This window comes from Avibacterium endocarditidis (assembly GCF_965138825.1).
Classification (GTDB): Bacteria; Pseudomonadota; Gammaproteobacteria; order Enterobacterales; family Pasteurellaceae; genus Avibacterium; species Avibacterium endocarditidis.
Genome location: NZ_CBCSDH010000025.1, coordinates 1 through 25595, shown reverse-complemented (window position 1 = coordinate 25595; position 25595 = coordinate 1). Strand labels below are relative to the sequence as shown.

The 25595-nt window shown below is 41.4% G+C and carries 22 protein-coding genes, 2 tRNA genes and 2 rRNA genes; 24 read left to right on the top strand and 2 right to left on the bottom strand.

Annotated features, from left to right (window positions below):
• The 15 genes from rrf (ACNAV8_RS11655) to paeA all read left to right on the top strand — a co-directional run.
• A 5S ribosomal RNA gene (gene rrf / locus ACNAV8_RS11655) occupies positions 1-85 on the top strand; the annotation flags it as partial.
• A 50-nt stretch (positions 86-135) separates the two neighbouring features.
• Positions 136-251, top strand: a 5S ribosomal RNA gene (gene rrf / locus ACNAV8_RS11055).
• An 11-nt stretch (positions 252-262) separates the two neighbouring features.
• Positions 263-339, top strand: a tRNA-Asp gene (locus ACNAV8_RS11050).
• Positions 340-347: 8 nt separating this feature from the next.
• Positions 348-423, top strand: a tRNA-Trp gene (locus ACNAV8_RS11045).
• A 396-nt stretch (positions 424-819) separates the two neighbouring features.
• On the top strand, positions 820-1191 hold the full coding sequence (locus tag ACNAV8_RS11040) for a ComEA family DNA-binding protein (RefSeq protein WP_103855578.1): 372 nt from the start codon (positions 820-822) through the stop codon (positions 1189-1191).
• A gap of 149 nt (positions 1192-1340) precedes the next feature.
• Positions 1341-1955 carry an RdgB/HAM1 family non-canonical purine NTP pyrophosphatase gene (rdgB, locus tag ACNAV8_RS11035; protein ID WP_415777723.1) on the top strand — a complete coding sequence of 205 codons (615 nt, stop codon included), beginning with the start codon at positions 1341-1343 and terminating at the stop codon, positions 1953-1955.
• Complete coding sequence (gene hemW / locus ACNAV8_RS11030) at positions 1955-3115, top strand: radical SAM family heme chaperone HemW (protein ID WP_103855580.1); 1161 nt, start codon at positions 1955-1957, stop codon at positions 3113-3115. Before rdgB ends, hemW begins: the two co-directional genes overlap by 1 nt.
• A 102-nt stretch (positions 3116-3217) precedes the next feature.
• Entirely contained in the window at positions 3218-3877 is a 660-nt protein-coding gene (gene rpiA / locus ACNAV8_RS11025; protein ID WP_194751033.1) for a ribose-5-phosphate isomerase RpiA, read from the top strand.
• 21 nt (positions 3878-3898) lie between these two features.
• The gene (gene serA / locus ACNAV8_RS11020; RefSeq protein WP_415777722.1) at positions 3899-5131 is read left to right on the top strand and encodes a phosphoglycerate dehydrogenase; all 1233 of its coding nucleotides are present in this window, start codon (positions 3899-3901) and stop codon (positions 5129-5131) included.
• A gap of 174 nt (positions 5132-5305) precedes the next feature.
• Positions 5306-6337, top strand: a complete 1032-nt coding sequence (gene mltG, locus ACNAV8_RS11015) for an endolytic transglycosylase MltG (protein WP_103855581.1) — start codon at positions 5306-5308, stop codon at positions 6335-6337.
• A gap of 1 nt (position 6338) precedes the next feature.
• Positions 6339-6968 (top strand): dTMP kinase, encoded by a 630-nt coding sequence (gene tmk / locus ACNAV8_RS11010; protein ID WP_103855582.1) that lies wholly within the window; start codon positions 6339-6341, stop codon positions 6966-6968.
• 5 nt (positions 6969-6973) lie between these two features.
• Positions 6974-7966: a DNA polymerase III subunit delta' gene (locus ACNAV8_RS11005; RefSeq protein WP_103855583.1), complete on the top strand. Its 993-nt coding sequence runs from the start codon at positions 6974-6976 to the stop codon at positions 7964-7966.
• Positions 7967-7975: 9 nt separating this feature from the next.
• Positions 7976-8758, top strand: a complete 783-nt coding sequence (locus ACNAV8_RS11000; RefSeq protein WP_103855584.1) for a TatD family hydrolase — start codon at positions 7976-7978, stop codon at positions 8756-8758.
• 39 nt (positions 8759-8797) lie between these two features.
• Positions 8798-9325: a DUF1523 family protein gene (locus tag ACNAV8_RS10995; protein WP_103854264.1), complete on the top strand. Its 528-nt coding sequence runs from the start codon at positions 8798-8800 to the stop codon at positions 9323-9325.
• Positions 9326-9391: 66 nt separating this feature from the next.
• Entirely contained in the window at positions 9392-10681 is a 1290-nt protein-coding gene (paeA, locus tag ACNAV8_RS10990) for a polyamine export protein PaeA (protein ID WP_103855585.1), read from the top strand.
• A 125-nt stretch (positions 10682-10806) separates the two neighbouring features.
• Here paeA and rpmE read toward each other — a convergent pair whose 3' ends face one another.
• Complete coding sequence (gene rpmE / locus ACNAV8_RS10985) at positions 10807-11019, bottom strand: 50S ribosomal protein L31 (protein ID WP_103855586.1); 213 nt, start codon at positions 11017-11019, stop codon at positions 10807-10809.
• A 203-nt stretch (positions 11020-11222) separates the two neighbouring features.
• Between rpmE and priA the strand changes: the two genes are divergently transcribed.
• The 7 genes from priA (at position 11223) to eno (ending at position 22822) form a co-directional block, all read left to right on the top strand.
• Entirely contained in the window at positions 11223-13409 is a 2187-nt protein-coding gene (gene priA / locus ACNAV8_RS10980) for a primosomal protein N' (protein ID WP_103855587.1), read from the top strand.
• Positions 13410-13626: 217 nt separating this feature from the next.
• Positions 13627-14430, top strand: coding sequence for a cell division protein FtsN (ftsN, locus tag ACNAV8_RS10975; RefSeq protein WP_415777721.1), 804 nt, complete (start codon positions 13627-13629; stop codon positions 14428-14430).
• A 174-nt stretch (positions 14431-14604) separates the two neighbouring features.
• Complete coding sequence (locus ACNAV8_RS10970; RefSeq protein WP_415777720.1) at positions 14605-15171, top strand: TetR/AcrR family transcriptional regulator; 567 nt, start codon at positions 14605-14607, stop codon at positions 15169-15171.
• 29 nt (positions 15172-15200) lie between these two features.
• On the top strand, positions 15201-16427 hold the full coding sequence (gene acrA / locus ACNAV8_RS10965) for a multidrug efflux RND transporter periplasmic adaptor subunit AcrA (RefSeq protein WP_103854258.1): 1227 nt from the start codon (positions 15201-15203) through the stop codon (positions 16425-16427).
• Between the two features lie 14 nt (positions 16428-16441).
• Entirely contained in the window at positions 16442-19540 is a 3099-nt protein-coding gene (acrB, locus tag ACNAV8_RS10960) for a multidrug efflux RND transporter permease subunit AcrB (protein ID WP_103854257.1), read from the top strand.
• A 233-nt stretch (positions 19541-19773) separates the two neighbouring features.
• Positions 19774-21405 carry a glutamine hydrolyzing CTP synthase gene (gene pyrG / locus ACNAV8_RS10955; RefSeq protein ID WP_103855588.1) on the top strand — a complete coding sequence of 544 codons (1632 nt, stop codon included), beginning with the start codon at positions 19774-19776 and terminating at the stop codon, positions 21403-21405.
• Between the two features lie 115 nt (positions 21406-21520).
• Complete coding sequence (gene eno / locus ACNAV8_RS10950) at positions 21521-22822, top strand: phosphopyruvate hydratase (protein WP_103855589.1); 1302 nt, start codon at positions 21521-21523, stop codon at positions 22820-22822.
• A gap of 77 nt (positions 22823-22899) precedes the next feature.
• Here the strand turns inward: eno and ACNAV8_RS10945 are convergent, their stop codons facing one another.
• Positions 22900-24288 carry an aminotransferase-like domain-containing protein gene (locus tag ACNAV8_RS10945; protein ID WP_415777719.1) on the bottom strand — a complete coding sequence of 463 codons (1389 nt, stop codon included), beginning with the start codon at positions 24286-24288 and terminating at the stop codon, positions 22900-22902.
• A gap of 135 nt (positions 24289-24423) precedes the next feature.
• On the opposite strand from ACNAV8_RS10945, the gene ACNAV8_RS10940 reads away from it, so the two are divergent.
• Entirely contained in the window at positions 24424-25317 is an 894-nt protein-coding gene (locus ACNAV8_RS10940) for a PLP-dependent cysteine synthase family protein (protein ID WP_415777718.1), read from the top strand.
• Positions 25318-25330: 13 nt separating this feature from the next.
• Positions 25331-25531, top strand: a complete 201-nt coding sequence (locus ACNAV8_RS10935; RefSeq protein ID WP_103855591.1) for a hypothetical protein — start codon at positions 25331-25333, stop codon at positions 25529-25531.
• Positions 25532-25595: the final 64 nt, after the last annotated feature.

Genomic DNA, 25595 nt, shown 5'->3' with positions numbered 1-25595 from the left:
ATTCCATGCCGAACTTAGAAGTGAAACGCTGTAACGCCGATGGTAGTGTGGGGAATCCCCATGTGAGAGTAGGACACCGCCAGGTATTATTTTGTTAATTTATTTTCATTTAAGTAAATTAACAAAATAAAATTTTTTGGCAGCTATAGTGTAGCGGACCCACCTAATTCCATGCCGAACTTAGAAGTGAAACGCTGTAACGCCGATGGTAGTGTGGGGTATCCCCATGTGAGAGTAGGTCACTGCCAATTATCAATTTTGCGGAGCGGTAGTTCAGCTGGTTAGAATACCTGCCTGTCACGCAGGGGGTCGCGGGTTCGAGTCCCGTCCGTTCCGCCACTTCATTTAGGGGCGTAGTTCAATTGGTAGAGCACCGGTCTCCAAAACCGGGTGTTGGGAGTTCGAGCCTCTCCGCCCCTGCCATCAGATATAAAATTTCCTTATTAGTCCAATTTTTTCATTATATTTTAAGTTTAGTTTTCTTTTGCTTTTCTGAAATTATCATAATTTGAAAAGAATGATGGTTATCAGAGTTTTTGTATTTCTATACTTCCATATTTTTTGGCTAAACCTATTAAAGGGCAGTATTTTGCACATTGTTAATGTTTAGTATGAATTAAGGCGATTACAATCTAAGCCGAACGTGTTTATTTTTGTACCTTCTTATATCAAATTGCCTTATTTATTCCGTTTATTTTTACGATCGTGATCGCAAAAGAGCGGTGCTTTTCTTGCGAGTTTTTGTATTGAGATGCAAAGTATCACTACTGATTTATTCAGTATTTATACTTTTTGTTTCTATGAATAAGGAAAACCGTAATGAAAATTAAGACAGTTCTATCTTCTTTGTTGTTATCAATAGGCTTGTTAAGTAGCTTTTCTGTTGTGGCTCAGTCTCAACCAAATGAAAAAGTCAGTTCTAGTACCGCTCAAGTTTTGACGGATACAATCAAAGAGAAATCTTTCATTGGCGAAAAATTGAATATCAATACCGCTACAGCGAGTGATATTCAACGTTCGTTGGTTGGTATTGGTGCGAAAAAAGCTGAAGCGATTATTGAATATCGAGAGAAACACGGCAAATTTACCGCGATAGAACAGCTGTTAGAGGTTCAAGGCATTGGGAAAGCAACATTAGAAAAAAACAGAGAACGTATCGATCCTTTATCATTTAGTGAAGATGGCAAATAGAGATCATAATTAAAATGCACTATACTAATCACACTAAGTATATGCATAAACATATTATAGCTGAATGGAGATCATTATCTGGTTTCCTCTCAATGAGTGTTACAAGGGCGACTTAGTGGTCGCCCTTTTTTATTTTATAAGGATCAACAATGAAACAAAAAATTGTGCTTGCTACGGGTAATCAAGGCAAAGTGCGGGAAATGGCCGATGTGCTAGCAGATTTTGGCTTTGAAGTGATCGCACAAACGGATTTAGGCATTGAAAGCCCCGAAGAAACAGGCTTAACTTTTGTGGAAAATGCCTTATTGAAAGCGCGTTATGCAGCCAAAATGTCAGGTTTGCCCGCCATTGCTGATGATAGCGGATTAGTGGTGAATGCTCTCAATGGTGAACCGGGGTTATATTCTGCACGTTATGCTGGTGTGGATGGAAAGCAAGCGGATGCTGAAAATCGTAAAAAATTATTACAAAAATTAGCTAATGTGCCAGCCAGCGAACGCCAAGCGAAGTTTGTGAGCTGTATTGTCTTATTGCAACACGAAACCGATCCTTCACCAATTATTGCGGAGGGGGAATGTTCTGGCGAAATCACTTTTGAAGAAAAAGGTGAGAATGGCTTTGGCTATGACAGCCTGTTTTTCTATCCTGAAAAAGACCGCACTTTTGCCGAGCTTGATATGCCAGAGAAGAAACAAATCTCACATCGCGCACGCGCATTAGGCGTGTTAAAAGCACGCTTACAAGCCAAAGAGCGGTCAAAATAATGCAAGTTTTTCCGCCGCTTTTTCCCCCATTAAGTCTTTATGTGCATATCCCTTGGTGCGTGCAAAAATGTCCTTATTGTGATTTCAATTCCCACGCGAAAAAAGGCGGCATTCCCGAACAGGAATATATCGCGCATTTGTTGGTTGATTTACGCCAAGATCTGGCGCGCTACCAAGCAAGCATTGGTGGGCGAACGCTACATTCCATTTTTATTGGTGGTGGCACGCCAAGTTTATTTTCAGCACAAGGCATCGCGCAATTATTGCAAGGCATTGAACAGCAAATTCCCTTTGCGCCAAATATTGAAATCACCTTAGAAGCCAACCCTGGCACGGCAGAAGCGAGTCGTTTTGCAGGCTATGTGGAAGCAGGGGTGAATCGCCTTTCTTTAGGCATACAAAGTTTTGATGATGAAAAATTGCAACGCTTAGGGCGCATTCATAATTCTGAGGAAGCAAAAAGCGCGGTGCAAATGGCAAAAGATGCGGGCTTTAAACGCATTAATTTAGATTTAATGCACGGCTTACCAAATCAGACTCTTACGCAAGCGCTAGATGATTTACGCCAAGCTATCGCTCTTGAGCCGAGCCACCTTTCTTGGTATCAGCTCACCATTGAACCAAATACAATGTTCGCCTATCGTCCGCCTACATTGCCTGATGATGACGCGCTATGGGATATTTTCGAGCAAGGTCATCAGCTTTTAAGCCAAGCAGGCTATGGGCAATATGAAACCTCTGCCTATGCCCAAGCCGGTGATCAGTGTCGTCATAACCTGAATTATTGGCGCTTTGGCGATTATTTGGCGATAGGTTGTGGTGCGCACGGAAAATTGACTTTCCCGAATGGCGATATTTTGCGTTTTTCTAAAACTAAGCACCCGAAAGGCTATATGCGTGGGGAATATTTATATGAAGAAAAGCCAATCCCCCTTAATGAGCGTCCTTTTGAATTCTTTATGAACCGTTTTCGCTTGCTTGAGACTGTGCCCAAAATTGAGTTTGAGAATTTGACGGGATTATCCTGTGATGTGATCGCGGAACAAATTGATTGGGCTAAATCACAAAAATATATTCAAGAAAACCACCGCACTTGGCAAATAACCGAGCAGGGTAAGCTGTTTTTAAACGAATTGTTAACAGAGTTTTTACCTGAATAGGGCTTGTATCTGCCCGTGAATGGGATTAAAGTAGATGCCTTGTTCGCAAACGTTTACTTAGAGCAAATTTGAACACAGATTTTATCAATAAAGGGAAAGAATATGGATCAACTCGCAATGAAAAAGCAAGCAGCACAAGCGGCATTGCAATATGTTAAACCGGATACGATTGTGGGCGTGGGCAGTGGCTCAACGGTAAATTGTTTTATTGAAGCTCTTGGTGCAATGAAAGATGAAATTAAAGGGGCGGTAGCGGCCTCTAAAGCATCAGAAGAATTATTGAGAAAACAAGGCATTGAAGTATTTAGCGCCAATGAAGTGTCAAGTTTGGATATTTATGTTGATGGCGCTGATGAAATCAACCCACAAAAAATGATGATCAAAGGGGGCGGCGCAGCATTAACGCGAGAAAAAATTGTTGCCGCACTGGCGAAAAAATTTATCTGCATTGTGGATCAAAGCAAACAAGTGGACGTGCTAGGCTCAACCTTTGCCTTGCCAGTGGAAGTGATCCCAATGGCACGTTCACAAGTGGGGCGTAAATTAGTGAGTTTAGGCGGTTCGCCAGAATATCGCGAAGGGGTGGTAACGGATAACGGGAACGTGATTTTAGATGTGTATAATTTCCCAATTTTAAATCCAATCGAAATGGAAAAAACCTTAAATAACGTGGCAGGTGTGGTTACCAACGGAATTTTTGCCTTGCGTGGTGCGGATATTGTGATTGTCGGCACACCACAAGGTACAGAAATTATTGAATAATTTTTGATTATGGAGAGCAAAATGACAACCAAAGTTTCACTGGATAAATCTAAAATTAAATTTGTACTGCTCGAGGGCGTACATAAAAATGCCGTTGATGTGCTAAATGCCGCAGGCTACACTAATATTGAGTATCACAAAAAAGCCCTTGAGCCAGAAGAATTAAAAGAAGTGATCAAAGATGCTCACTTCTTAGGCATTCGTTCACGCACGCATTTAACCGCTGATGTATTGGAATGTGCCAACAAACTCATCGCCGTGGGCTGTTTTTGTATCGGCACCAACCAAGTGGATCTTGAAGCGGCGAAAATGCGTGGTATCCCCGTGTTTAATGCCCCATTTTCTAATACTCGTTCGGTGGCAGAATTGGTGCTAGGCGAAATTTTGCTCTTAATGCGTAATGTACCGCAAGCTAATGCGGAAGTGCATCGTGGTTTATGGAACAAATCTGCATCAGGTTCTAACGAAGTGCGGGGTAAAAAATTAGGGATTGTTGGCTATGGACATATTGGCTCACAGCTCAGTATCATTGCGGAATCGCTAGGTATGAATGTCTATTTTTATGATGTTGAAACCAAATTGCCATTGGGTAACGCGCAGCAGGTAGGCTCATTAAAAGAATTACTTGCCAGCTGCGATGTGATTTCTTTGCACGTGCCTGAAAATGCTTCTACGAAAAATTTAATGAATGCCGAGCGTATCGCCCAGCTTAAAGAAGGGAGCATTTTAATTAACGCCGCTCGTGGTACGGTGGTGGACATTGATGCTCTAGCACAAGCCCTAAAAGCGGGCAAGTTGCGAGGGGCAGCGTTAGATGTGTTCCCTGTTGAACCCGCTTCTATCAATGAAGAATTTGTATCACCGTTACGCGGTTTAGATAACGTAATTCTCACCCCACATATTGGTGGCTCAACGGCGGAAGCTCAAGAAAATATCGGTACGGAAGTGGCGAGTAAATTCGTGAAATATTCCGACAACGGTTCAACACTTTCTGCGGTGAATTTCCCTGAAGTGTCCTTGCCTGAGCATAGCGGAACAAAACGCTTGTTGCACATTCACGAAAACCGCCCAGGTGTATTAAACCAAATCAACCAAATTTTTGTCGGTGCAAATATCAACATCGCCGCCCAATACCTACAAACCGATCCGAAAATTGGTTATGTGGTTATTGATGTGGAAACTGATGACTGCTCACAACTCTTACAACAACTGCGCGAAATTGACGGCACAATTCGTGCGAGGGTGTTGTATTAATCGTTTGTTAGGGTTTGGATTTTAAGCTTAACGAAAAAAGAAAAGTGCGGTGGAAATTTTATGAATTTTTTCACCGCACTTTGTTTTTACCCTATTCTTGTTTTTTCATAACATTCTGAAAATCTGCCCGTCTGTGATACACTTGCCCTCAATTTTTTGATTGATGGATTGATGATGAAAAAATTTTTCCTTTTTCTTTTGTTTTTGTTGCTCTTGATTGGTGGGGCTGCGTTTTGGGGTTATCAGCACTTAACGCAATGGGTGCAGCACCCTGTGAATGTGCAGGCGGATCAGTTATTAACGGTGGAGCGTGGCACGACGGGGGCGAAATTAGCGAAGTTGTTGGAGCAAGAAAAGCTGGTTGATGATGCCACCTATTTGCCGTGGTTGTTAAAGCTTAAGCCCGAGTTAAACAAAATCAAGGCGGGGACCTATTCCCTTGAGGGGGTGAAGACGGTGGCGGATTTGTTGCAACGTTTAAATAGCGGTAAAGAAGTGCAACTGAATGTGCGTTTTTTAGAAGGGGATACCTTCAAAACCTGGCGTAAAACGTTGGCGAAAGCCCCTTATTTGCAACAAACTTTAGCAGATAAAACGGAAGAAGAAATTTATCAATTATTGGATTTGCCGGCGGATTTACCGCATAAAATTGAGGGCTGGTTGTATCCTGATACATACAGCTATACGCCGAAGTCGAGCGATTTAGCCTTATTGAAACGGGCGGCAGATCGTATGAAAGCCTTACTAGAAAAAACGTGGGCTGAGCGAGAGGCTGATTTACCGCTAAAAAATGCCTATGAAATGCTGATTTTGGCTTCTATTGTTGAGCGTGAAACCGCGTTGAATGATGAGCGTGGCAAAGTGGCTTCTGTGTTCATTAACCGCTTGAATAAAAAGATGAAATTGCAAACCGACCCAACCGTGATTTACGGAATGGGTGAGCGTTATAATGGCAATATTCGCCGTAAGGATTTGGAAGAAGCCACGCCATACAACACCTATGTGATTGACGGCTTGCCGCCTACGCCAATTGCAATGCCAACAGAAAGTGCCTTGCAGGCCGTGGCACACCCTGAGAAAACGGAATTTTTATATTTCGTGGCCGATGGCACGGGCGGACATAAATTCAGCAAAAATTTACAGCAGCACAATCAAGCTGTGCAAGAATATCTGCGTTGGTATCGCCAACAAAAAAGTGGGAAATAATATGACTGGCAAATTTATTGTGATCGAAGGGCTAGAAGGGGCAGGCAAAACCACCGCGCGTGATGCCATTGTGGAAGTGCTAGCTTGCGAAGGCATTGACGATGTGGTGTTTACTCGTGAACCCGGTGGCACGCCGTTGGCGGAGAAATTACGCCATTTGATCAAATATGAAACGGAAGAACCGGTAACCGATAAGGCGGAACTGTTAATGCTTTATGCCGCACGTATTCAGCTGGTGGAAAATGTGATTAAACCTGCCCTTGCATCAGGCAAATGGGTGGTGGCCGATCGCCACGATTTATCTTCCCAAGCCTATCAAGGAGGAGGGCGACAAATTGATGCACAACTATTGCAATCCTTAAAGCAAACGGTGTTAGGGGATTTTTCGCCTGATCTCACGTTATATTTAGATCTCGATCCTGAAATCGGCTTGGCGCGAGCTAGAGGGCGTGGTGAGTTGGATCGTATTGAGCAGCAGGAAATCGCCTTTTTCCAACGTACGCGAGCGCGTTATTTGGCATTGGTGAAAGACGATCCGAAAGCAGTTATCATCAATGCGGAACAGCCCATTGAAAAAGTGCGTGCCGATATTCAAAGTGCGGTGCAAAATTTCGTTAAAAATCATCAATAAAACTTATGTTACGTTATCCTTGGTTGCAACCTTATTACGACAAAATCATCAACGCCTTTGAACAGGGCTATGGTCATCACGCCTTGCTGTTTAAAACAGAGCAGGGCATTGGCGACGATGAGCTGGTGCGTGGCGTGGCGGAATGGTTAATGTGCCAATCGCCAAAGGGCAACCAACCTTGTGGTGCGTGCCATAGCTGTCAGCTGTTTAATGCAGGCAATCACCCTGATTTTTATCTGCTTGAACCCATTGAAAATAAGGATATTGGCATTGACCAAGTGCGTGAAGTGAATGAAAAAGTCGCGCAGCGTTCACAGCAGGGTGGCAATAAAGTTGTTATGATTAAACAGGTGGATCGCCTGACGGAATCTGCGGCGAATGCGTTGCTGAAAACCTTGGAAGAACCCACTGAGCAAACTTATTTCCTGCTTCAAGCGGATCTTTCTGCCAGTTTGTTGGCGACAATTTATAGCCGTAGCCAACCTTGGCTTATCCCAAATCCGCCTGAAGCGGAAGCTTTGGCTTGGCTAGAAACACAGAATGCAGGAAAAATCGAAGAAATTCGCACCGCACTTGAGGTTTCGCACGGTCGCCCCCTTTCTGCTTTGGATATGTTACAGCAAGGATTATTGGAAAAACGCAAGCAGTTGTTACGCCAATTTTGGCAGTTTTATATGCGCCGTTCACCGCTGGAATTATTACCGCACTTTGAAAAAGAGATCTTATTTCAGCAGTTAGATTGGCTCAGTGCCTTTTTGCGTGATGCATTGAAAATGAAGCTGAATGTGCCTGAACAGTGGGTGCAGGCGGATTTTTTGCAAGCTATTGCTCGTTTTAATCAAAGGCAGAGCGCGCAAGGGTTGCTAAAAGCCAGCCAAATTATGCAGCAAGTGCGGTCGGATTTATTACAAATTAATGGTGTGAATCAAGAAATTATCTTGCTTGATGGTTTAACACGCCTGATTACAGAGGTTTTTGAACCTGAACAAAATTATTAGGAAAGTAAAATGTTTATTGTAGATAGTCATTGTCATTTAGACGCATTAGATTATGAAAACTTACACCAAAATGTTGCCGATGTGGTGCAAAAAGCCAAGCAACGTGGCGTGCAGCATTTGCTTGCGGTGGGGGTAACCTTAAAACGTTTTGAGCAAATGTACGATACCTTAAAACCCTTTTCGGAAATTTCACTGGCTTGCGGTGTTCACCCGTTAGATTTAGATGATGAACCCTTTGACGCTGATCGCCTATTAAAATTGGCGCAAGACGATAAAGTTATCGCCATTGGGGAAATGGGCTTGGATTATTATTACAGTGTGGAAAATAAAGCTCAACAGCAATCGGTGTTTGCCGCCCAAATTGGCGTGGCGAATGCGTTGAACAAGCCGATTATTGTGCATACGCGCGCAGCAAGAGAAGATACCATTGCACTGTTGAAAGAAAACAATGCACAAAAGTGCGGTGGTGTTTTGCATTGTTTTACGGAAAATTGGGAAATGGCAAAACAAGCCCTTGATCTGGGTTTTTACATTTCCATTTCAGGTATTATTACCTTTAGAAATGCGGAAGAACTGCGTGAAGTGGTGCGTCAAGTGCCGTTAGATCGCCTGCTGGTGGAAACCGACAGCCCTTATCTTGCGCCCGTACCTTATCGTGGTAAACAAAATCAACCAGCTTATACCCGAGAAGTGTGCGATTATGTGGCGACCTTAAAAGGGCTTTCTAGCGAGGAATTCGCCCAAATTACCACACAAAATTTTGAGCGTTTGTTCAAAATTCAGGTACAATAAAGCATCACTAAAGAATTACTTTAGCAGGAGGAAGAAACAATGCGCCGCTTTTTTAAATATTTTTTCATTTTGATCATCTTTTTATTCCACGGTTTTTTGTTCGCCCTTGTGAACTACGTTACCCCACATTATGACGTAACCCGCGTTACTGGGGTGGAAGTAAAACGTGTGGACAAAGATGGCCCAATCACGAAATCCAATCCAGCAGACGGCCCAACTCGTGATGTGTATTATATTTATACACAAAAACCGAATGAAGATAAGGTAATGGTGTACCGCAATGAAGATACACGTTGGGGCTTTCCGTTCTATTTCAAATTTGGTTCGGCAGATTTACAAGCCAAAGCGCAAAGTTTTGCGGTGGAACATAAATTGGTGCAAGTGAAATATTATGGCTGGCGTTTAGTGTTATTTGATGAATTCCGTAATGCTACATCAATCAAAGAAGTAACGTTAGATGAGGGCGCATCTTACCCGATTTTATCTTATGTGTTTTACTTCTTCTTGTTGATTACGCTGTTTTTCTCAATCCAATTCGTGCGTGGTTGGTTTGATAGCGAACGATAAGCATCAAAAGTAAGGCGAAAGTGGTGTATCTTGTGATGCACCATTTTTTGTCTAAGGATAATAAAAATGGGATTATTTGAAGCAATATTAAGTTTGGCTGCCTTAATTGGCATAAGTGCGGTGATTTCTTCCGCAGAAATTTCCCTCGCAGGGGCAAGAAAGTTAAAGCTACAAAGCCTTGAAAATGAAGGTGATGACCGTGCAAGATTAGTGCTACAACTGCAAGCACAACCGGGGCGATTTATCACCGTGGTGCAAATTGGCTTGAATATGGTGGCAATTTTGGGCGGGGTAATTGGCGAAAGTGCCATTAGTCCTGTACTGGAAAAATTACTTGCCCAATATAGTCACGCAGAATGGTTGCAAAGTGCCGCCTCTTGGTTGTCTTTTGCCATTGTAACCATTGCGTTTATTTTGCTGGCGGATCTGATTCCTAAACGCCTTGCAATGACCAATCCTGAAGCTGTCGCGTTGCGCACCGTACGCATTATGCTATTCTGCATTTTCTTATTTAAGCCTATCGTGTGGCTGTTTGACGCTATTGCCAACGGCGTATTTCGCTTATTGCGTATTTCTACCGTGCGAGAAGATAACCTGACCCCTGAAGATATTGTGGCACTGATGGACGCAGGGGCAGAGGCAGGCGTGCTAAAAGCTCAAGAACATTATTTGATCGAAAATATTTTTGATATGCAAGAACGCACGGTGACTTCCACAATGACCACGCGCGAAAATATCGTTTTTTTAGACCGCACTTTTGATCGCGAAAAAGTGATAGCAACCATTAAATCTAACCCTCATTCTAAATTGCTGATTTGTGATAATGGGCTAGATAAAATTTTAGGCTATATTGAATCGCACAGCTTGCTCACCTTGTATTTGCAAGAACAGCAGGTTTCTCTCACAGACCAACGGATTTTGCGCAAAGCATTATTTATTCCTGACACCTTATCCTTATTTGAAGTGTTGGAATTGTTTAAATCTGCGGGTGAAGATTTTGCTGTGATCGTCAATGAATATGCCTTAGTAGTGGGCATTGTTACTTTAAATGACGTGATGAGCATCGTAATGGGCGAATTGGTGTCGAGTGAAGAAGAGCAAATCGTCCGCCGTGACGAAAGTTCGTGGCTGATTGACGGCGCAACCCCTTTGGAAGATGTAATGCGAGCCTTAGACATTGAAGCCTTTCCTGATGCGGAAAACTACGAAACTATCGGCGGATTTATGATGTATATGCTACGCAAAATTCCAAAGAAAACGGATTTTGTGCTATACGACAAATATAAATTTGAAATTATTGATACCGAGAATTTTAAAATTGATCAGCTGATGGTGTCTTTAAGAAAGGATATATAGGATTAAGGTGAGATAAGGCAGTGAGCTGAAAAGAACGTGAGCGGTAAGCTGCCAGTGTTTGCTCAATCTATATTTTTACTCAACAAAAAACCCTACTTTTGTAGGGTTTTTTATCATCAACAATCTTATTTTGTGCTTGGAATGCTGAAGCGTTTGTTGAAGCGTTCAACACGACCACCAGTATCAACAACACGTTGTTTACCAGTGTAGAATGGGTGGCAGTTGCTGCACACATCCAAGTTCAAATCTTTACCTAAAGTTGAACGAGTTTTGATTACGTTACCGCAAGAACAAGTTGCCGTAATTTCTTTGTATTCTGGATGAATAGCTTGTTGCATAATAGAAAAACCTCAATTTGAAGCCACTCCGCTCTCTAAAACTGAATTTAGCACCGAGTGTGGTTAATATTACGTTTATAGTGAATCACCATAAACAGGATCGTTTATTCAAACCGCGAATTATACCGAAAAAAAAGGAATATTCAAGGGGCTAGATTATTCCGCTATAATAAGGGCAATTTTTGTTTGTTAAGGCTCGCATAATGAAACTTGTTCGTGTGGCGCTGGCTGTGCCGTTGTTCCAATTTTTTGATTATCTTCTGCCCGAAGGTTTAAGCCCTGTGGTGGGTGGGCGCGTGGTTGTGCCATTTGGAACGCAAAAACGAGTGGGGATCGTGGTGGATTTTCCCACTGAAAGTGAGATCGAACCAAAACAGCTCAAAGGGATCTTGAGCGTGCTAGATGAACAAAATTTATTTAACGAACCTGTGTGGCAGCTCATTCACTGGGCAGCGAATTATTATCAAGCGCCCTTGGGGGAAGCCTTATTCCAAGCCTTGCCAGTGAAATTGCGGCAGGGTGAAAGTGCGGTGCAAAATTCGCAAGTTTTTTTCCATATTACAGAATTAGGCGAGCAAGCCTTGCGTGAGAATTTGCTGAAACGCGCTAAGAAACAGCAAGAAGCCTTGCAATTATTGGCCACGCAACCTATGGAAAAAGGGCAGAATCCCTTTTCTGCGAGCATTTGGCAGAGCCTGAAAGAAAAAGGCTATGTGGTAGAAAAAGAACAGCTGGCGGAAATTCGCCCTTGGCAAGATATTGAACAGCCGATTGTGAATGAGCAAAATAAACATCGCTTAAATAAAGAACAGGCGTTGGCGCTAGGGCAAATTTTATTTCATCAAGGCTTTGCGGCGTGGCTGATTGATGGCGTAACGGGTTCGGGCAAAACGGAAATCTATTTACAAAGCATTGAAGAAACCTTGAAAAAAGGGCGACAAGTGCTGGTGCTTGTGCCTGAAATTGGCTTAACCCCGCAAACCGTGCAACGCTTTAAAGCACGTTTTAATGTGGAAATTGATGTGCTACATTCTAATTTGAACGATACGCAACGCTTGCAGGCTTGGCAACGAGCAAAATCGGGACAAAGTGCGGTGGTTATTGGCACGAGATCGGCACTGTTTACCCAATTTGCCGATCTTGGTTTGATCGTGATTGATGAAGAACACGACAGTTCTTTCAAGCAGCAAGAGGGCTGGCGTTATCACGCGCGGGATCTCGCCGTGGTGTATGCCAAACAGCTGGATATTCCCATTTTATTAGGATCGGCAACGCCAAGCCTTGAGAGCTTAAATAACGTGAAATTAGGTAAATACCAGCACATTATTTTGCAAAAAAGGGCAGGAAATAGCACCGCACTTCAGCAATTTGTTATCGATCTGAAACATCAGCGTATGCAAAATGGCTTGTCAGATGCCCTTGCCAACAAAATGCAGGAACATTTACAGCAAGGCAATCAAGTGTTGTTATTTTTAAACCGCCGTGGTTTTGCGCCCGTGTTGTTTTGCCACGAATGCGGTTGGATTGCCGAATGTCAGCATTGCGAAAAACCTTACACTTATCATCAACATCAACGTGTGTTGCGCTGCCATCATTGTAACTCACAAAAGCCCATTCCAATGCAATGTGGGCATTGTGGTTCAACCCATTTGATGACCACAGGGCTTGGCACAGAACAGCTGGAAGAAACCCTAAAACAACGCTTTCCTGATTATGTGGTAACCCGCATTGATCGCGATAGCACCGCGCGCAAAGGCAAGCTAGAACAGCATTTGCAAGATATTCAGCAAGGCAAAAGCCAGATTTTAATTGGCACGCAAATGCTCGCAAAAGGCCATCATTTTCCTAATGTTACCTTAGTGGGCTTAATGAATGTGGATAACGCCTTGTTTTCTTTGGATTTTCGTGCAGAAGAACGGCTTGCCCAGCTTTATGTGCAAGTGTCAGGGCGTGCGGGGCGCGGTGAAAAACACGGGCAAGTGGTGCTGCAAACGCACTATCCCGATCATCCCTTATTACGCACCTTGTTAAAAGAGGGCTATGGCGAATTTGCTCAGCAAGCCTTGCAGTTACGCCAACAAATGGGGCTGCCTCCTTATAGCGCACAAGCCTTATTTCGCGCGCAGAGCCGACATAGCGAAGAAGCGGAGCAGTTTTTACAACACATTGCCGAACAGCTACAACAACAAAATGTGGCAGGCTTGCAAATTTACGGCCCATTGCCCGCGCCCTTTAGTAAAAAAGCAGGTTTTTACCGCTGGCAATTATTGTTACAACATACTTCCAAAGCCAAATTACAACAAGTGTTAAGCCAGTTTAAAGCGCATATTCCGCAAAAGGCTCACCAAGTGCGGTGGATTTTAGACATCGACCCTTTAGATCTAAGTTAGCGCTAGCCATTCCCCTTATTTTTCAGTAGAATTGGGATAATTTTTATCGGACGAAATTAGGGGAAATTTATTTTCTAATCCGTTTTATTGAATAATGATCTTGATTTTTTATTCATCATTCAATTTAATCGCAATCTTCCATAGCTAATAATTAAGCTATTTCCGAAAGCAAATTTAGCGTAAATTTCCACCGCACTTTTAAATATAAGGTTTTATTGTGGCTCAACGTGATTATGCTCGCCGTACAGGCAAACCAAAGAAAAAAGCAAAAAAAGTAAATAAATCGCTGATTTTAGGCATTGCAGCATTAGTGATCGGTATTTTCGTGGCGGGATTATTCTTATTAAAAGAAAAATCTAATGAAATCGCCCCCGTGTTAGTAACACCAGAGAAAAAAGCCCCAAAAAGTGTCTTGCCAACGCCACCTGAAGAAGTGTGGAGCTACATTAAAGCCTTGGAAACGCGTACTGTGCCTGTGGACGATAATCCAAAATCGTTGGAAAAAAATATGCGTTTAACAGAAGAGCAGAAAAAAGTGCTAATCGAAATGGAAAAAGAGCAAAAGGCCGCTGAAGCCGCGCGCTTAAAGCAAGCGGAAGAACGCAAGAAAGCTGAAGAACAGGCCGCCAGAGAAGCGGCGAAAAAACCAGAGCCAGCCAAAGCCAGCGTGATGGAAAGCAAGCCTATGGTGGTAGAAACAAAACCTGTCGTGAAAGTAAAAGAAGAAAGCAAAAAAGCGGAAACGGTGAAAAAAGAAGAAGCGCCGAAGAAAGTGGAAACTGCAGTCGCAAAAAATACCAACGGAGAGAAAAAATATGGCTTGCAATGTGGCGCATTTAAAAATCGTCAACAAGCAGAAAATATTCAAGCCAAACTTGTGTTAGCTGGGTTTAATGCGCGTGTAAATAGCAGCGCAGATTGGAATCGTGTGGTAATTGGTCCAGTGGGGGATCGCACAACAACGCAAAAGACGCTTGAAAAGGCGAAGTCAATCACCACTTGTGTGTTGATTGGAATGTAAAATTTGAAATACTAAATCTCATCAGCCACCTTTCAAAAGGTGGCTTTTTTTCGCTTATTTTTTGATTTATTTATTGCGTTAAAATAAAAAATCATTAAAATGAACGAACGTTCATTCAGTCCATTCTTTTTACTGTTTGTACTTCTTTTTTTCAATTTTTTTAAGGTTATTTCAATGCGTCAATCTGAAAATGAGATGACCGAGCAAATCTTTTTGGCCACAGAACGGCTGATGGCAGCAGGTGGATTGCACAATTTGTCGATGCACAAAATTGCCAAAGAAGCCAATATTTCTGCGGGAACAATTTATATTTACTTCAAAAGTAAAGAAGAATTGCTAAAGGAATTTGCTCGCAGGGTGTTCACCCTTTTTTCTAAGGAATTAGAAAAAAATTACGATGAAAACCAACCGCACTTTGAACAATATCGTCAAATGTGGTGGAACATTTGGCATTATTTACAAAACAATCCAATGATTGTGGTGAATATGAGCCAATATCTATCCTTACCTGATTTCTATCAAATTTGTATGGAACAGGAAAAACAAACCCTATGGTATGCGTTTTGCCAAAAAGCAAATCAAGCCGGAGTATTATGTGATTTACCGCCGAAAATATTATTTTCATTAGGTTTAGAAAGTGCGATTAACTTAGCATACGATCATGCTTTTATAAAAACTGAAGTTGAAAATGATATTTTAGAGGAAGTTATTATAAGAACTTGGCGATCAATGCAAAAATAGTTTAGTTATAGTTATTATGGAGTTTTTTTATGAGTCTTAATACTCAACCCGTTCAGCCTAAAACACAAAAGCGTTCGCACGTTTTTTGGGTGAAGTTGATCCTCATCGTGGCGGCATTAATTTTTATTGCAATGATTGCGGCAAATATCTTTAAAGGAAAAATGATTGGTCAATATTTGGCAAGTATGCCAGAAACTGCCAACCCAGTTACGGCAATGAAAGTAGAAGCGAGAGAATGGACGCCAGTGATTGAAACCACAGGTTTGGTTCGTCCAAATCAAGGGGCAATGCTAAGCGCACAAACCGCAGGTATGGTATCTAAAGTATTGGTGCAATCAGGCCAAACTGTGAAAAAAGGCGATGTGTTAGTGCAGTTAGACAGCTCAGTGGAACAGGCAAATTTATCGGCTTCGCAAGCGCAGCTTTCTTCGGTGAAACAAACCTATCAACGCTATCTCAATCTTTATAAAACCAAAAGTGTGTCGCAACAGGAATTGGATAATGCCAAAGCCAGTTACGATGCCTTAGTTGCGAATATTGATGCGTTAAAAGCCACCATTGAACGCCGCCAAATTGTTGCGCCTTTTGATGGCGTAGCGGGGATTGTGAAAGTCAACGTAGGACAATACGTTACTTTAGGCAGCCCAATTGTCCGCGTGGAAGATCGTAGTCAAATGAAAGTGGATTTCTCCGTAGCACAAAATTCCTTAGAGCAATTACACTTAGATCAAAAAGTTACTGCAACGGCGGACGCCTTGTTAGGGGAAACCTTTGGGGCAAAAATCACCGCAATTGAGCCAGCAATTAATGGTTCAACAGGCTTAATTGATGTGCAAGCGACCTTTGATCAGCCTGAGGGCGAAAAATTATTATCAGGAATGTTCACCCGTTTACGCATTGCTTTGCCAACAGAGCGCAACCAAGTTGTCGTGCCACAAGTGGCGGTGAGCTACAATATGTATGGAGAAATCGCCTACGTTTTAACCGCACTTTCTGATGAAGATAAACAGAAGCTATTAGATAACGATAAATTCCCGCACAAAGATGATATTGATAAAGTCTATCGAGCCAAACAAATCACTGTATTCACCAAAGATCGCCAAGGTATTTATGCCCAATTAAAAGGCGATGATGTGAAAGTGGGTGATTTAATCATCACAGGCGGTCAGCAACGCATCGGTAACGGCAGCTTAGTGTTTGTTACTGATAAAGCAGGCGTGGGAACAAGCGAACCTGTGAAGAAAACCAATCTTTAATTAGGAAATAGCGAATGAAATTTACAGATATATTTATTCGTCGCCCCATTTTAGCGGTTTCGATTAGCTTGCTGATTGTGATTTTAGGTCTGCAAGCCATTTCGAAATTGACGGTGCGTGAATATCCTAAAATGACCACCACGGTAATTAATGTTACCACCACTTACCCCGGGGCAGATGCCAATCTGATCCAAGCGTTTATTACGTCAAAATTAGAAGAAGCAGTGGCGCAGGCGGATAATATTGATTATATGTCCTCTGAAAGCCGTCCAAATGTATCTTCTATTACGGTAAAAATGAAACTGAATACCGATCCAAACGCCGCACTAGCTGATGTATTAGCGAAGGTGAACTCGGTACGTTCTGCTTTACCAAGTGGTATTGATGATCCTGCGATTACGTCTTCCACTGGGGGATCGGGGATTATGTACATCAGTTTCCGTTCTAACAAATTAGATGCAAGCCAAGTTACCGACTATATTGAACGTGTGGTGAAACCGCAGTTCTTTACCGTAGAAGGGGTGGCAAAAGTGTCAATTTTCGGGGCATCACAATATGCAATGCGCATTTGGTTAGATCCACAAAAAATGGCATCACAAAATCTTTCAGCGCCAGAAGTTATGGCGGCGTTATCAGCAAATAACGTGCAAACCGCCGCGGGGAATGATAACGGTTATTTCACGGTGTATAAAAACAAAGTGGAAACTACCACCAAAACCGTAGAGCAGTTACAAAATCTGATCGTGTATTCAAAAGGTGATAATCTCGTGCGTTTGCGTGATATTGCCGATGTGGAATTAAACAAAGAAAGCGATGACAGCCGTGCCGTGGCAAATGGTTCAGATTCTGTGGTGTTAGCCATTGATCCTGCCTCAACGGCAAACCCATTAACGGTGGCAGAAAATATTCGTCCGTTATACGAAAGCATTAAACGCAATTTGCCAGATAGCATTGAAACGGACATTCTTTATGACCGCACGATTGCGATTAACAGCTCCATTGATGAAGTGGTAAAAACCATTTTAGAAGCAACCATTATCGTATTGGTTGTGATCACGTTATTTATCGGTTCATTCCGTGCGATTTTGATCCCAGTTATTACTATTCCGATTTCCTTGATCGGGGTAATAATGATGTTACAAGCCTTTGATTTCTCCATCAACTTGATGACCTTGCTGGCTTTAATTCTGGCTATCGGCTTGGTGGTGGACGATGCCATTGTGGTGCTAGAAAATGTGGATCGCCATATCAAACTGGGTGAAACCCCATTCCGCGCAGCAATCATCGGTACAAGAGAAATTGCAACGCCAGTTATTTCAATGACTATTGCCTTGATTGCAGTATATTCCCCAATGGCATTAATGAGTGGGATTACCGGTTCATTGTTTAAAGAATTCGCCCTCACTCTTGCAGGTGCGGTATTTATTTCAGGGATTGTGGCATTAACCCTTTCGCCAATGATGAGTAGTAAATTACTCAAACCGCATACCGAGCCATCAAAACTTGAGCAACGTATTGAAAATACCTTAGGAAAATTGACCCGCACTTATGAATATGTGCTTGGTATCGTGATGAATAGCCGTAAATTCGTGCTAGCCTTTGCCGTAGTGATTTTTGCCACCTTGCCAATGTTGTTTAATTCTCTTTCTAGTGAATTAACCCCTGCGGAAGATAAAGGTGCATTCCTTGCCTTGGGTACAGCGCCGGCAAATGTCAATGTGGATTATGTACAAGGGGCAATGAAAGGCTATGAAGAGATCTTAAAAAATACTGATGAAGTTGCCTTTTCTATGGTTATTTCGGGCGCGCCAGCCTCTAACCAATCACTTAACGTAGTTACCTTGAAAGATTGGAAAGAGCGTAGCCGAAAACAAAGCGAAGTGTTAGCAGAGCTAAACAAAAAAGCACAAGCGATTCCAGAAATTTCGGTCAGTGGTTTCGCCTTCCCTGAAATTGAAACAGGGGAACAAGGCCCGCCAGTAAGTTTTGTGATTAGCACTGCGAAAGATTACAAAGAGTTGGCTGAAGTGGCAGGCGCTTTCCTTGATAAAATGAAAAACTCTGGACAGTTTGTGTACACGACTTTAGCGTTGAAGTTTGATACTGCGCAAATGAAAATCACCATTGATAAAGAGAAAGCGGGAACTTACGGCATATCAATGCAACAAATTAGCCAGACTTTAGGCAGCTATCTTTCTGCAGCCACCATCACTCGTGTGGACATTGATGGCCGTGCGTATAAAGTGATCTCACAAGTAAAACGCAAAGATCGCCTTGCACCAGAAAGTATGGATAACTACTTCGTGAAAGCAAGCAATGGTGAATCTGTGCCGTTAAGCAGTTTCTTAACCGTAACCCTTGAATCACAACCAAGTTCATTACCGCGCTTTAGCCAGTTAAATTCGGCGATTATCGGCGCTGTGCCGTCACCAACCACCAGTATTGGTGATGTGGTGAAATGGTTACAAGACACCGCAAATCAGGATTTACCACAAGGCTATAACTACGACTTCAAAGGCGAAGCCCGTCAGTTAGTACAAGAAGGAAATGCTTTAGCGGTAACCTTTGCCCTTGCGGTGATTATCATTTTCTTAGTGTTAGCGATTCAATTTGAATCTATCCGCGATCCATTAGTGATTATGATTTCCGTACCGCTTGCGGTGAGTGGGGCATTATTTGCCTTGAATTTATTCAGCTTGCTTGGCGTGGCAGGGGCAACCTTGAACATTTATTCGCAAGTGGGATTAATTACCCTTGTGGGCCTAATCACCAAGCACGGTATCTTAATGTGTGAAGTAGCAAAAGAAGAGCAGCTTTATCACCACAAAAACCGCCGTGAAGCGATTATGGCCGCCGCAACAGTGCGTTTACGTCCAATTTTGATGACCACCGCAGCAATGATCGCAGGTTTAATCCCATTGCTCTACGCCACAGGCGCAGGTGCGGTTTCTCGCTTTAGTATCGGGATTGTGATCGTAGCAGGGCTAGCAATCGGTACGCTATTTACCTTGTTCATCTTGCCAGTTATTTATACTTACATCGCAAGCGAACACAAACCATTGCCAGAGTTTGATGAAAATCAGCCCGCATTAGAAAATAATGCACAGCATTAATTAAGCATTAAAAATCAAAAGCTACCTTCGGGTAGCTTTTTTATTGACAGAACACAAGTGCAAGTGCGGTGAGATTTTATGAAAGATTTATAAAAATCTGAGAAAAAACCACCGCACTTTAAAAATAAAAAATCTGCCTCAATGATTGAGTTAAATTGCCCTTTGCTGTAAACTAACGTCCCGTCTTATTACAATGATTATCAACTTTCATCTCAAACAAATTAGGTTCAATTATGGCTACCAATTATATTTTTGTAACGGGCGGTGTTGTTTCTTCCCTAGGTAAAGGTATTGCTGCGGCATCTCTTGCGGCAATTTTAGAAGCCCGTGGTTTGAATGTAACCATTATGAAGCTGGATCCTTATATTAATGTGGATCCCGGCACAATGAGTCCAACCCAACACGGCGAAGTGTTTGTAACCCAAGACGGTGCAGAAACCGATCTCGATTTAGGACATTATGAGCGTTTTATTCGCACCAAAATGACCAAACGCAACAATTTCACCACCGGTAAAATTTATTCTGAAGTGCTACGCAAAGAACGCCGTGGTGATTATCTTGGTGCGACCATTCAAGTGATCCCACATATTACCAACGAAATTAAAGCCCGTGTGATTGACGGTGCTGCTGGCCACGATGTCGCGATTGTCGAAGTGGGCGGCACAGTGGGGGATATTGAATCCTTGCCTTTCTTAGAAGCCTTGCGTCAGCTTGCGGTGCAAGTGGGACGTGAGCGCACGATTTTTATGCACTTAACCCTTGTGCCTTATATTCCAACCGCAGGGGAAGTAAAAACCAAACCAACGCAACACTCGGTGAAAGAATTGCTATCTATTGGTATTCAGCCAGATGTGTTAATTTGCCGTTCTGATCGTATGGTTCCACCGAATGAACGCGCCAAAATCGCCTTGTTCTGTAATGTGCCAGAACGTGCGGTGATTTCGTTAAAAGACGTGAATTCCATTTATCAAATTCCAGCCTTATTGAAATCGCAAGGCTTAGATGAGTTTATTTGTCAGCGTTTCCATTTAGATTGCCCTGAGGCAGATTTAAGCGAATGGGAGCAAGTGCTTTATCAGCAAGCTAACCCAACAGGCGAAGTCACCATTGGTATGGTAGGCAAATATACGGAATTACCTGATGCCTATAAATCAGTTAACGAAGCGCTCAAACACGGCGGCTTGAAAAACCGTTTAAACGTGAATATCAAATACATAGATTCCGAAGATGTTGAAAGCAAAGGTACCGATGTGCTAAAAGGCTTAGACGGTATTTTAGTACCGGGTGGCTTTGGCTATCGTGGCGTGGAAGGCAAAATTCGCACCGCGCAATATGCGCGTGAAAATAACATTCCTTACTTAGGTATTTGTTTAGGAATGCAAGTGGCGTTAATTGAATACGCACGCCATAAAGCGGGATTAACAGAAGCCAATTCCACAGAGTTTGATAAAGACTGCAAACAGCCTGTGGTTGGTTTGATTACCGAATGGCAAGATGCGGAAGGCAATATTGAAACCCGTAACGATCAATCTGATCTTGGTGGCACAATGCGTTTAGGCGCGCAACAATGTCATCTCGCAGAAGGTAGCCGTGCGCGTGAACTCTATGGCGCAGAAACCATTGAAGAGCGTCATCGTCATCGTTACGAAGTAAACAATACTCTACTGCCACAAATTGAAAAAGCGGGTTTAAAAGTCACCGGATTATCGGCGGATAAAAAACTGGTGGAAATTATTGAAGTGCCTGAGCACCCTTGGTTTGTGGCTTGTCAATTCCACCCTGAGTTTACGTCAACCCCACGCGATGGACACCCATTGTTTGAAGGTTTTGTGAAGGCGGCAAGAGAACATCAGAAAAATAGTTAAAAAGTAGTGTTTGGATCAAATAAGCATTATTTTTAACAAGACAAATTCGGAAAAACGCTTTACTATAAGCCCGATTTTTCAAGAATTCATTTTGAACTTAAAAGAGGAAAATAAAATGGCGAAAATCGTTAAAATTATTGGTCGTGAAATCATCGACTCTCGCGGTAACCCAACTGTGGAAGCAGAAGTTCACCTTGAAGGTGGTTTCGTAGGTCTTGCAGCTGCGCCATCTGGTGCATCAACAGGTTCTCGCGAAGCGTTAGAATTACGCGATGGCGATAAATCTCGTTTCTTAGGTAAAGGTGTATTAAAAGCGGTTGATGCGGTAAATGGCCCAATCGCACAAGCTTTAGTGGGTAAAGATGCCACTAATCAAGCTGAAATCGACCAAATTATGATCGACTTAGACGGCACTGAAAACAAATCTAAATTCGGTGCGAACGCAATTTTAGCGGTTTCTCTTGCTAACGCCAAAGCAGCGGCAGCATCTAAAGGTTTGCCACTTTACGCGTGGATCGCAGAACTTAACGGTACTCCAGGCGTTTACTCAATGCCATTGCCAATGATGAACATCATCAACGGTGGTGAACACGCAGATAACAACGTGGATATCCAAGAATTTATGATCCAACCAGTGGGTGCGAAAACCTTAAAAGAAGCACTACGCATTGGTGCTGAAGTGTTCCACAACCTTGCTAAAGTATTAAAATCTAAAGGTTTAAGCACAGCAGTAGGCGATGAAGGTGGTTTTGCACCAAACTTAGAATCAAATGCAGCAGCCCTTGCTTGTATCAAAGAAGCGGTAGAAAAAGCAGGCTATGTATTAGGTAAAGATGTTACCCTTGCAATGGACTGTGCATCATCTGAGTTCTACAACAAAGAAAATGGTATGTACGAAATGAAAGGTGAAGGTAAATCATTCACTTCTCAAGAATTCACACACTACCTTGAAGAGCTTTGCAAAGAATACCCAATCGTTTCTATCGAAGATGGTCAAGATGAATCAGACTGGGAAGGTTTCGCTTACCAAACTAAAGTGTTAGGCGACAAAGTTCAATTAGTGGGTGATGATTTATTCGTAACTAACACCAAAATCTTAAAAGAAGGGATTGAACGCGGTATCGCAAACTCAATCTTAATCAAATTCAATCAAATCGGTTCATTAACTGAAACTTTAGCGGCAATCAAAATGGCGAAAGATGCAGGTTATACTGCAGTAATCTCTCACCGTTCTGGTGAAACTGAAGATGCAACTATCGCAGATTTAGCGGTGGGTACAGCAGCAGGTCAAATCAAAACTGGTTCAATGAGCCGTTCTGACCGTATCGCGAAATACAACCAATTAATCCGTATCGAAGAAGCGTTAGGCGACAAAGCGCCATTCTTAGGATTAAAAGCGGTTAAAGGTCAAGCGTAATTTGAATTGAAATTTAACTTAAAAATAGACCGCACTTATTTAAAGTGCGGTTTTTTTATGGAAAAGATCAAAGTATTTTAACTTTTTTGTTTTAATCTATATTGGTATAACCAATAAATAAATTCTTCCGTTGTTCTTGTAATATTCAAACGAAGATAGGTCGAAAAATGCAAATTAGCGGAAAATAAATAGCCAGGGGCAAGTAAATAACCTTCTTTTCTCGCTTCAGTCGCCATCTTTTGTGTATCACATTTTGTATCAAGCCAAATAAAAATACCACAGGCATTTTCTTCTGAGTAATCAAAACCGAGTTTTTGAAGAAGTGAGATGATCATTTCTCTTTTTCTTATCAGTTTGAGCTTCATCTTTTCAATATGTTTATGATATTCCGAATGAAGCCAAATATGATACACACTACGTTCGGTTAATTCTGTACTCGTCATATTAGAAAGCATTTTTTGTCTAAGTATTGGTTCAAGAAATTGTTTGGGAGGACATAAAAAGCCAACTCGCCAATTTGCACCTAAAACTTTTGATACGCCCGTAATATAAAAAACACGATCTAATCCATCAAGCGTTGCATACCTTAATATGCGTTGATTATTTGCTAATTCGCCATAGACATCATCTTCTAATAAATAACAATCATAAGAGTTTAACAGATTTAATGTTTTGTAAATCATTGAGGGGGAGACATTAAAAGAGGTAGGATTATTTAAGACGCTATTTGTGATATAAATTTTGGGGCGGTATTGTGCTAATATTTCTTCTAATTTTATCAAATCAGCTCCGTCTTTATTTCTTGGTATGCTGAGAACCTTTAAACCCAATTGATGTAGGCAACCTAACAACCAGAACCAACTGGGATCATCAACGACAACATAATCACCTTCATTTGTAATACATTTCAGCACGGTCTGAATAGCAGAAGAAACGCCTGGCATTGTAATGACGAAATCTTTTGTGGTTTTTATGCCTATATCATCAAGTTTTTTAATAAATAATTCTCTTAATAAAGGATAACCCTGTATATGCCCGTAAGAATAAATAAATTCGTTAGCGGATTTTGTTGCTTTTCTAATCGCATTTCTGATTGTATCTTCATCTATTAACCAATCATTCGGTAATAATCCACTTCCTGACGTTTTATCGTCGGGGAGTTCATCAAATAAATGGCTCATCAGCCAGCCTGTATCTAATACATTCTTAATTAATGCAGAAGAAATATCAATATTTTCATTGTGATTTTCTCTTTCACAAACAAAATAGCCCGATCCTGATGACGCGTTTAAATATCCCATTGAAACAAGACGATCGTAGGCTTGTGAAATCGTAAAAGTCGAACAGCTAAGTTTACTCGCTAAACTACGTATTGATGGTACTTTATAATTAGGCAAATAAATCTTCCGTTCGATTTTATCCACAATCCAATCATAAACTTGTTGCACTTTGGTATTTTCTTTCATTATTAACCCCAAACTGTATTGGTGTGCTGGCATAACAGTTATTGAATAATTCGCTAAACTGTATAGGTATTCTATGTGTTTTATCTTTTATAGTAAATACATAGTAAACACACATTTTATCAAGAGGCATAAACCATGCATAAACTAAATTGTTATATGGGAGATACTCCCTTAATTAAAATAAAGAATATCTTCGGTGAGAACTATGCAAATGTATATGTAAAACTAGAAGAATTTAATCCGGCAGGAAGTATAAAATCTAGGGTTGCTAATCAGATGATAGTTGACGCTGAGGAAAAAGGTTTGATAAAGAAAGGTACTCGTCTTTTAGAGGCTACAGGCGGAAATACCAGTATGGGATTAGCATTTATTTCTGCAATTAAAGGATATAACTTAACGTTGGTAATTCCAGATAATTTTAGTAAAGAAAAGATTAATACTCTTAGGTATTTTGGAGCTAATATTATTTTATCTGATCATAAATCGGGAGTGGGTTCACATATAAAATTAGCAAAAGAAATTTTAGAAAATGATAGAGGCTTTTATCATTTAGATCAATTTAATAATTTATCAAATCCTAAAGCTCATTATTTAGGTACTGGACTAGAAATCATAAATAGCTTAAATAATCCACATATCTTTGTTGCTGGAATTGGGAGTGGAGGGAGAATAGGAGGAGTTGGTAAGAGGTTAAAGGAGTATAACTCTAATATTAAGATATATGAGGTTCAGCCAGAAGGGTGTGATTATTTTAGTAATCTTACTTATCCACATAAAATAGAGGCAATTAGTGTTGGGGTTGAATCTACATTCTTTGATAAAGCTTTTTTATCGGGAATGATAAGTGTGAAATTTGAAGATGTAAGAGAATTAATAAAATTATTAGCAAAAACAGAAGGGGGTTTTGTAGGGCTTTCTTCTGGGGCAAACATCTTAGCTGCTCTGAAATTATCTACTAAATTTGATAATTCTATTAATATAGTTACAGTGGCTCCAGATAGTGGAAGAAGTTATATGGAAAAACTATGAGGGGTAGGTAAATATGCTGAGAAATGAAATAGAAAGAATAGTAGCTAAGAGTATTTTGGTAGTCTGTGGTAGCTCTCCTTATAAATTAATTTTACCACATGTAAGGAATAGTTTACTGATAGATGAGATATTAGATGATATAGATGCGTTTTCTTTAAAAGATCCTGCTTCAAAAAATAATCCTAGAAATATTTTAGGGGCTGTAGTAGATTAGCAACAATGCTATACTACAAAAATGAAGATAACACATTGTAAATTAAAGAAATCTATACAGAAAA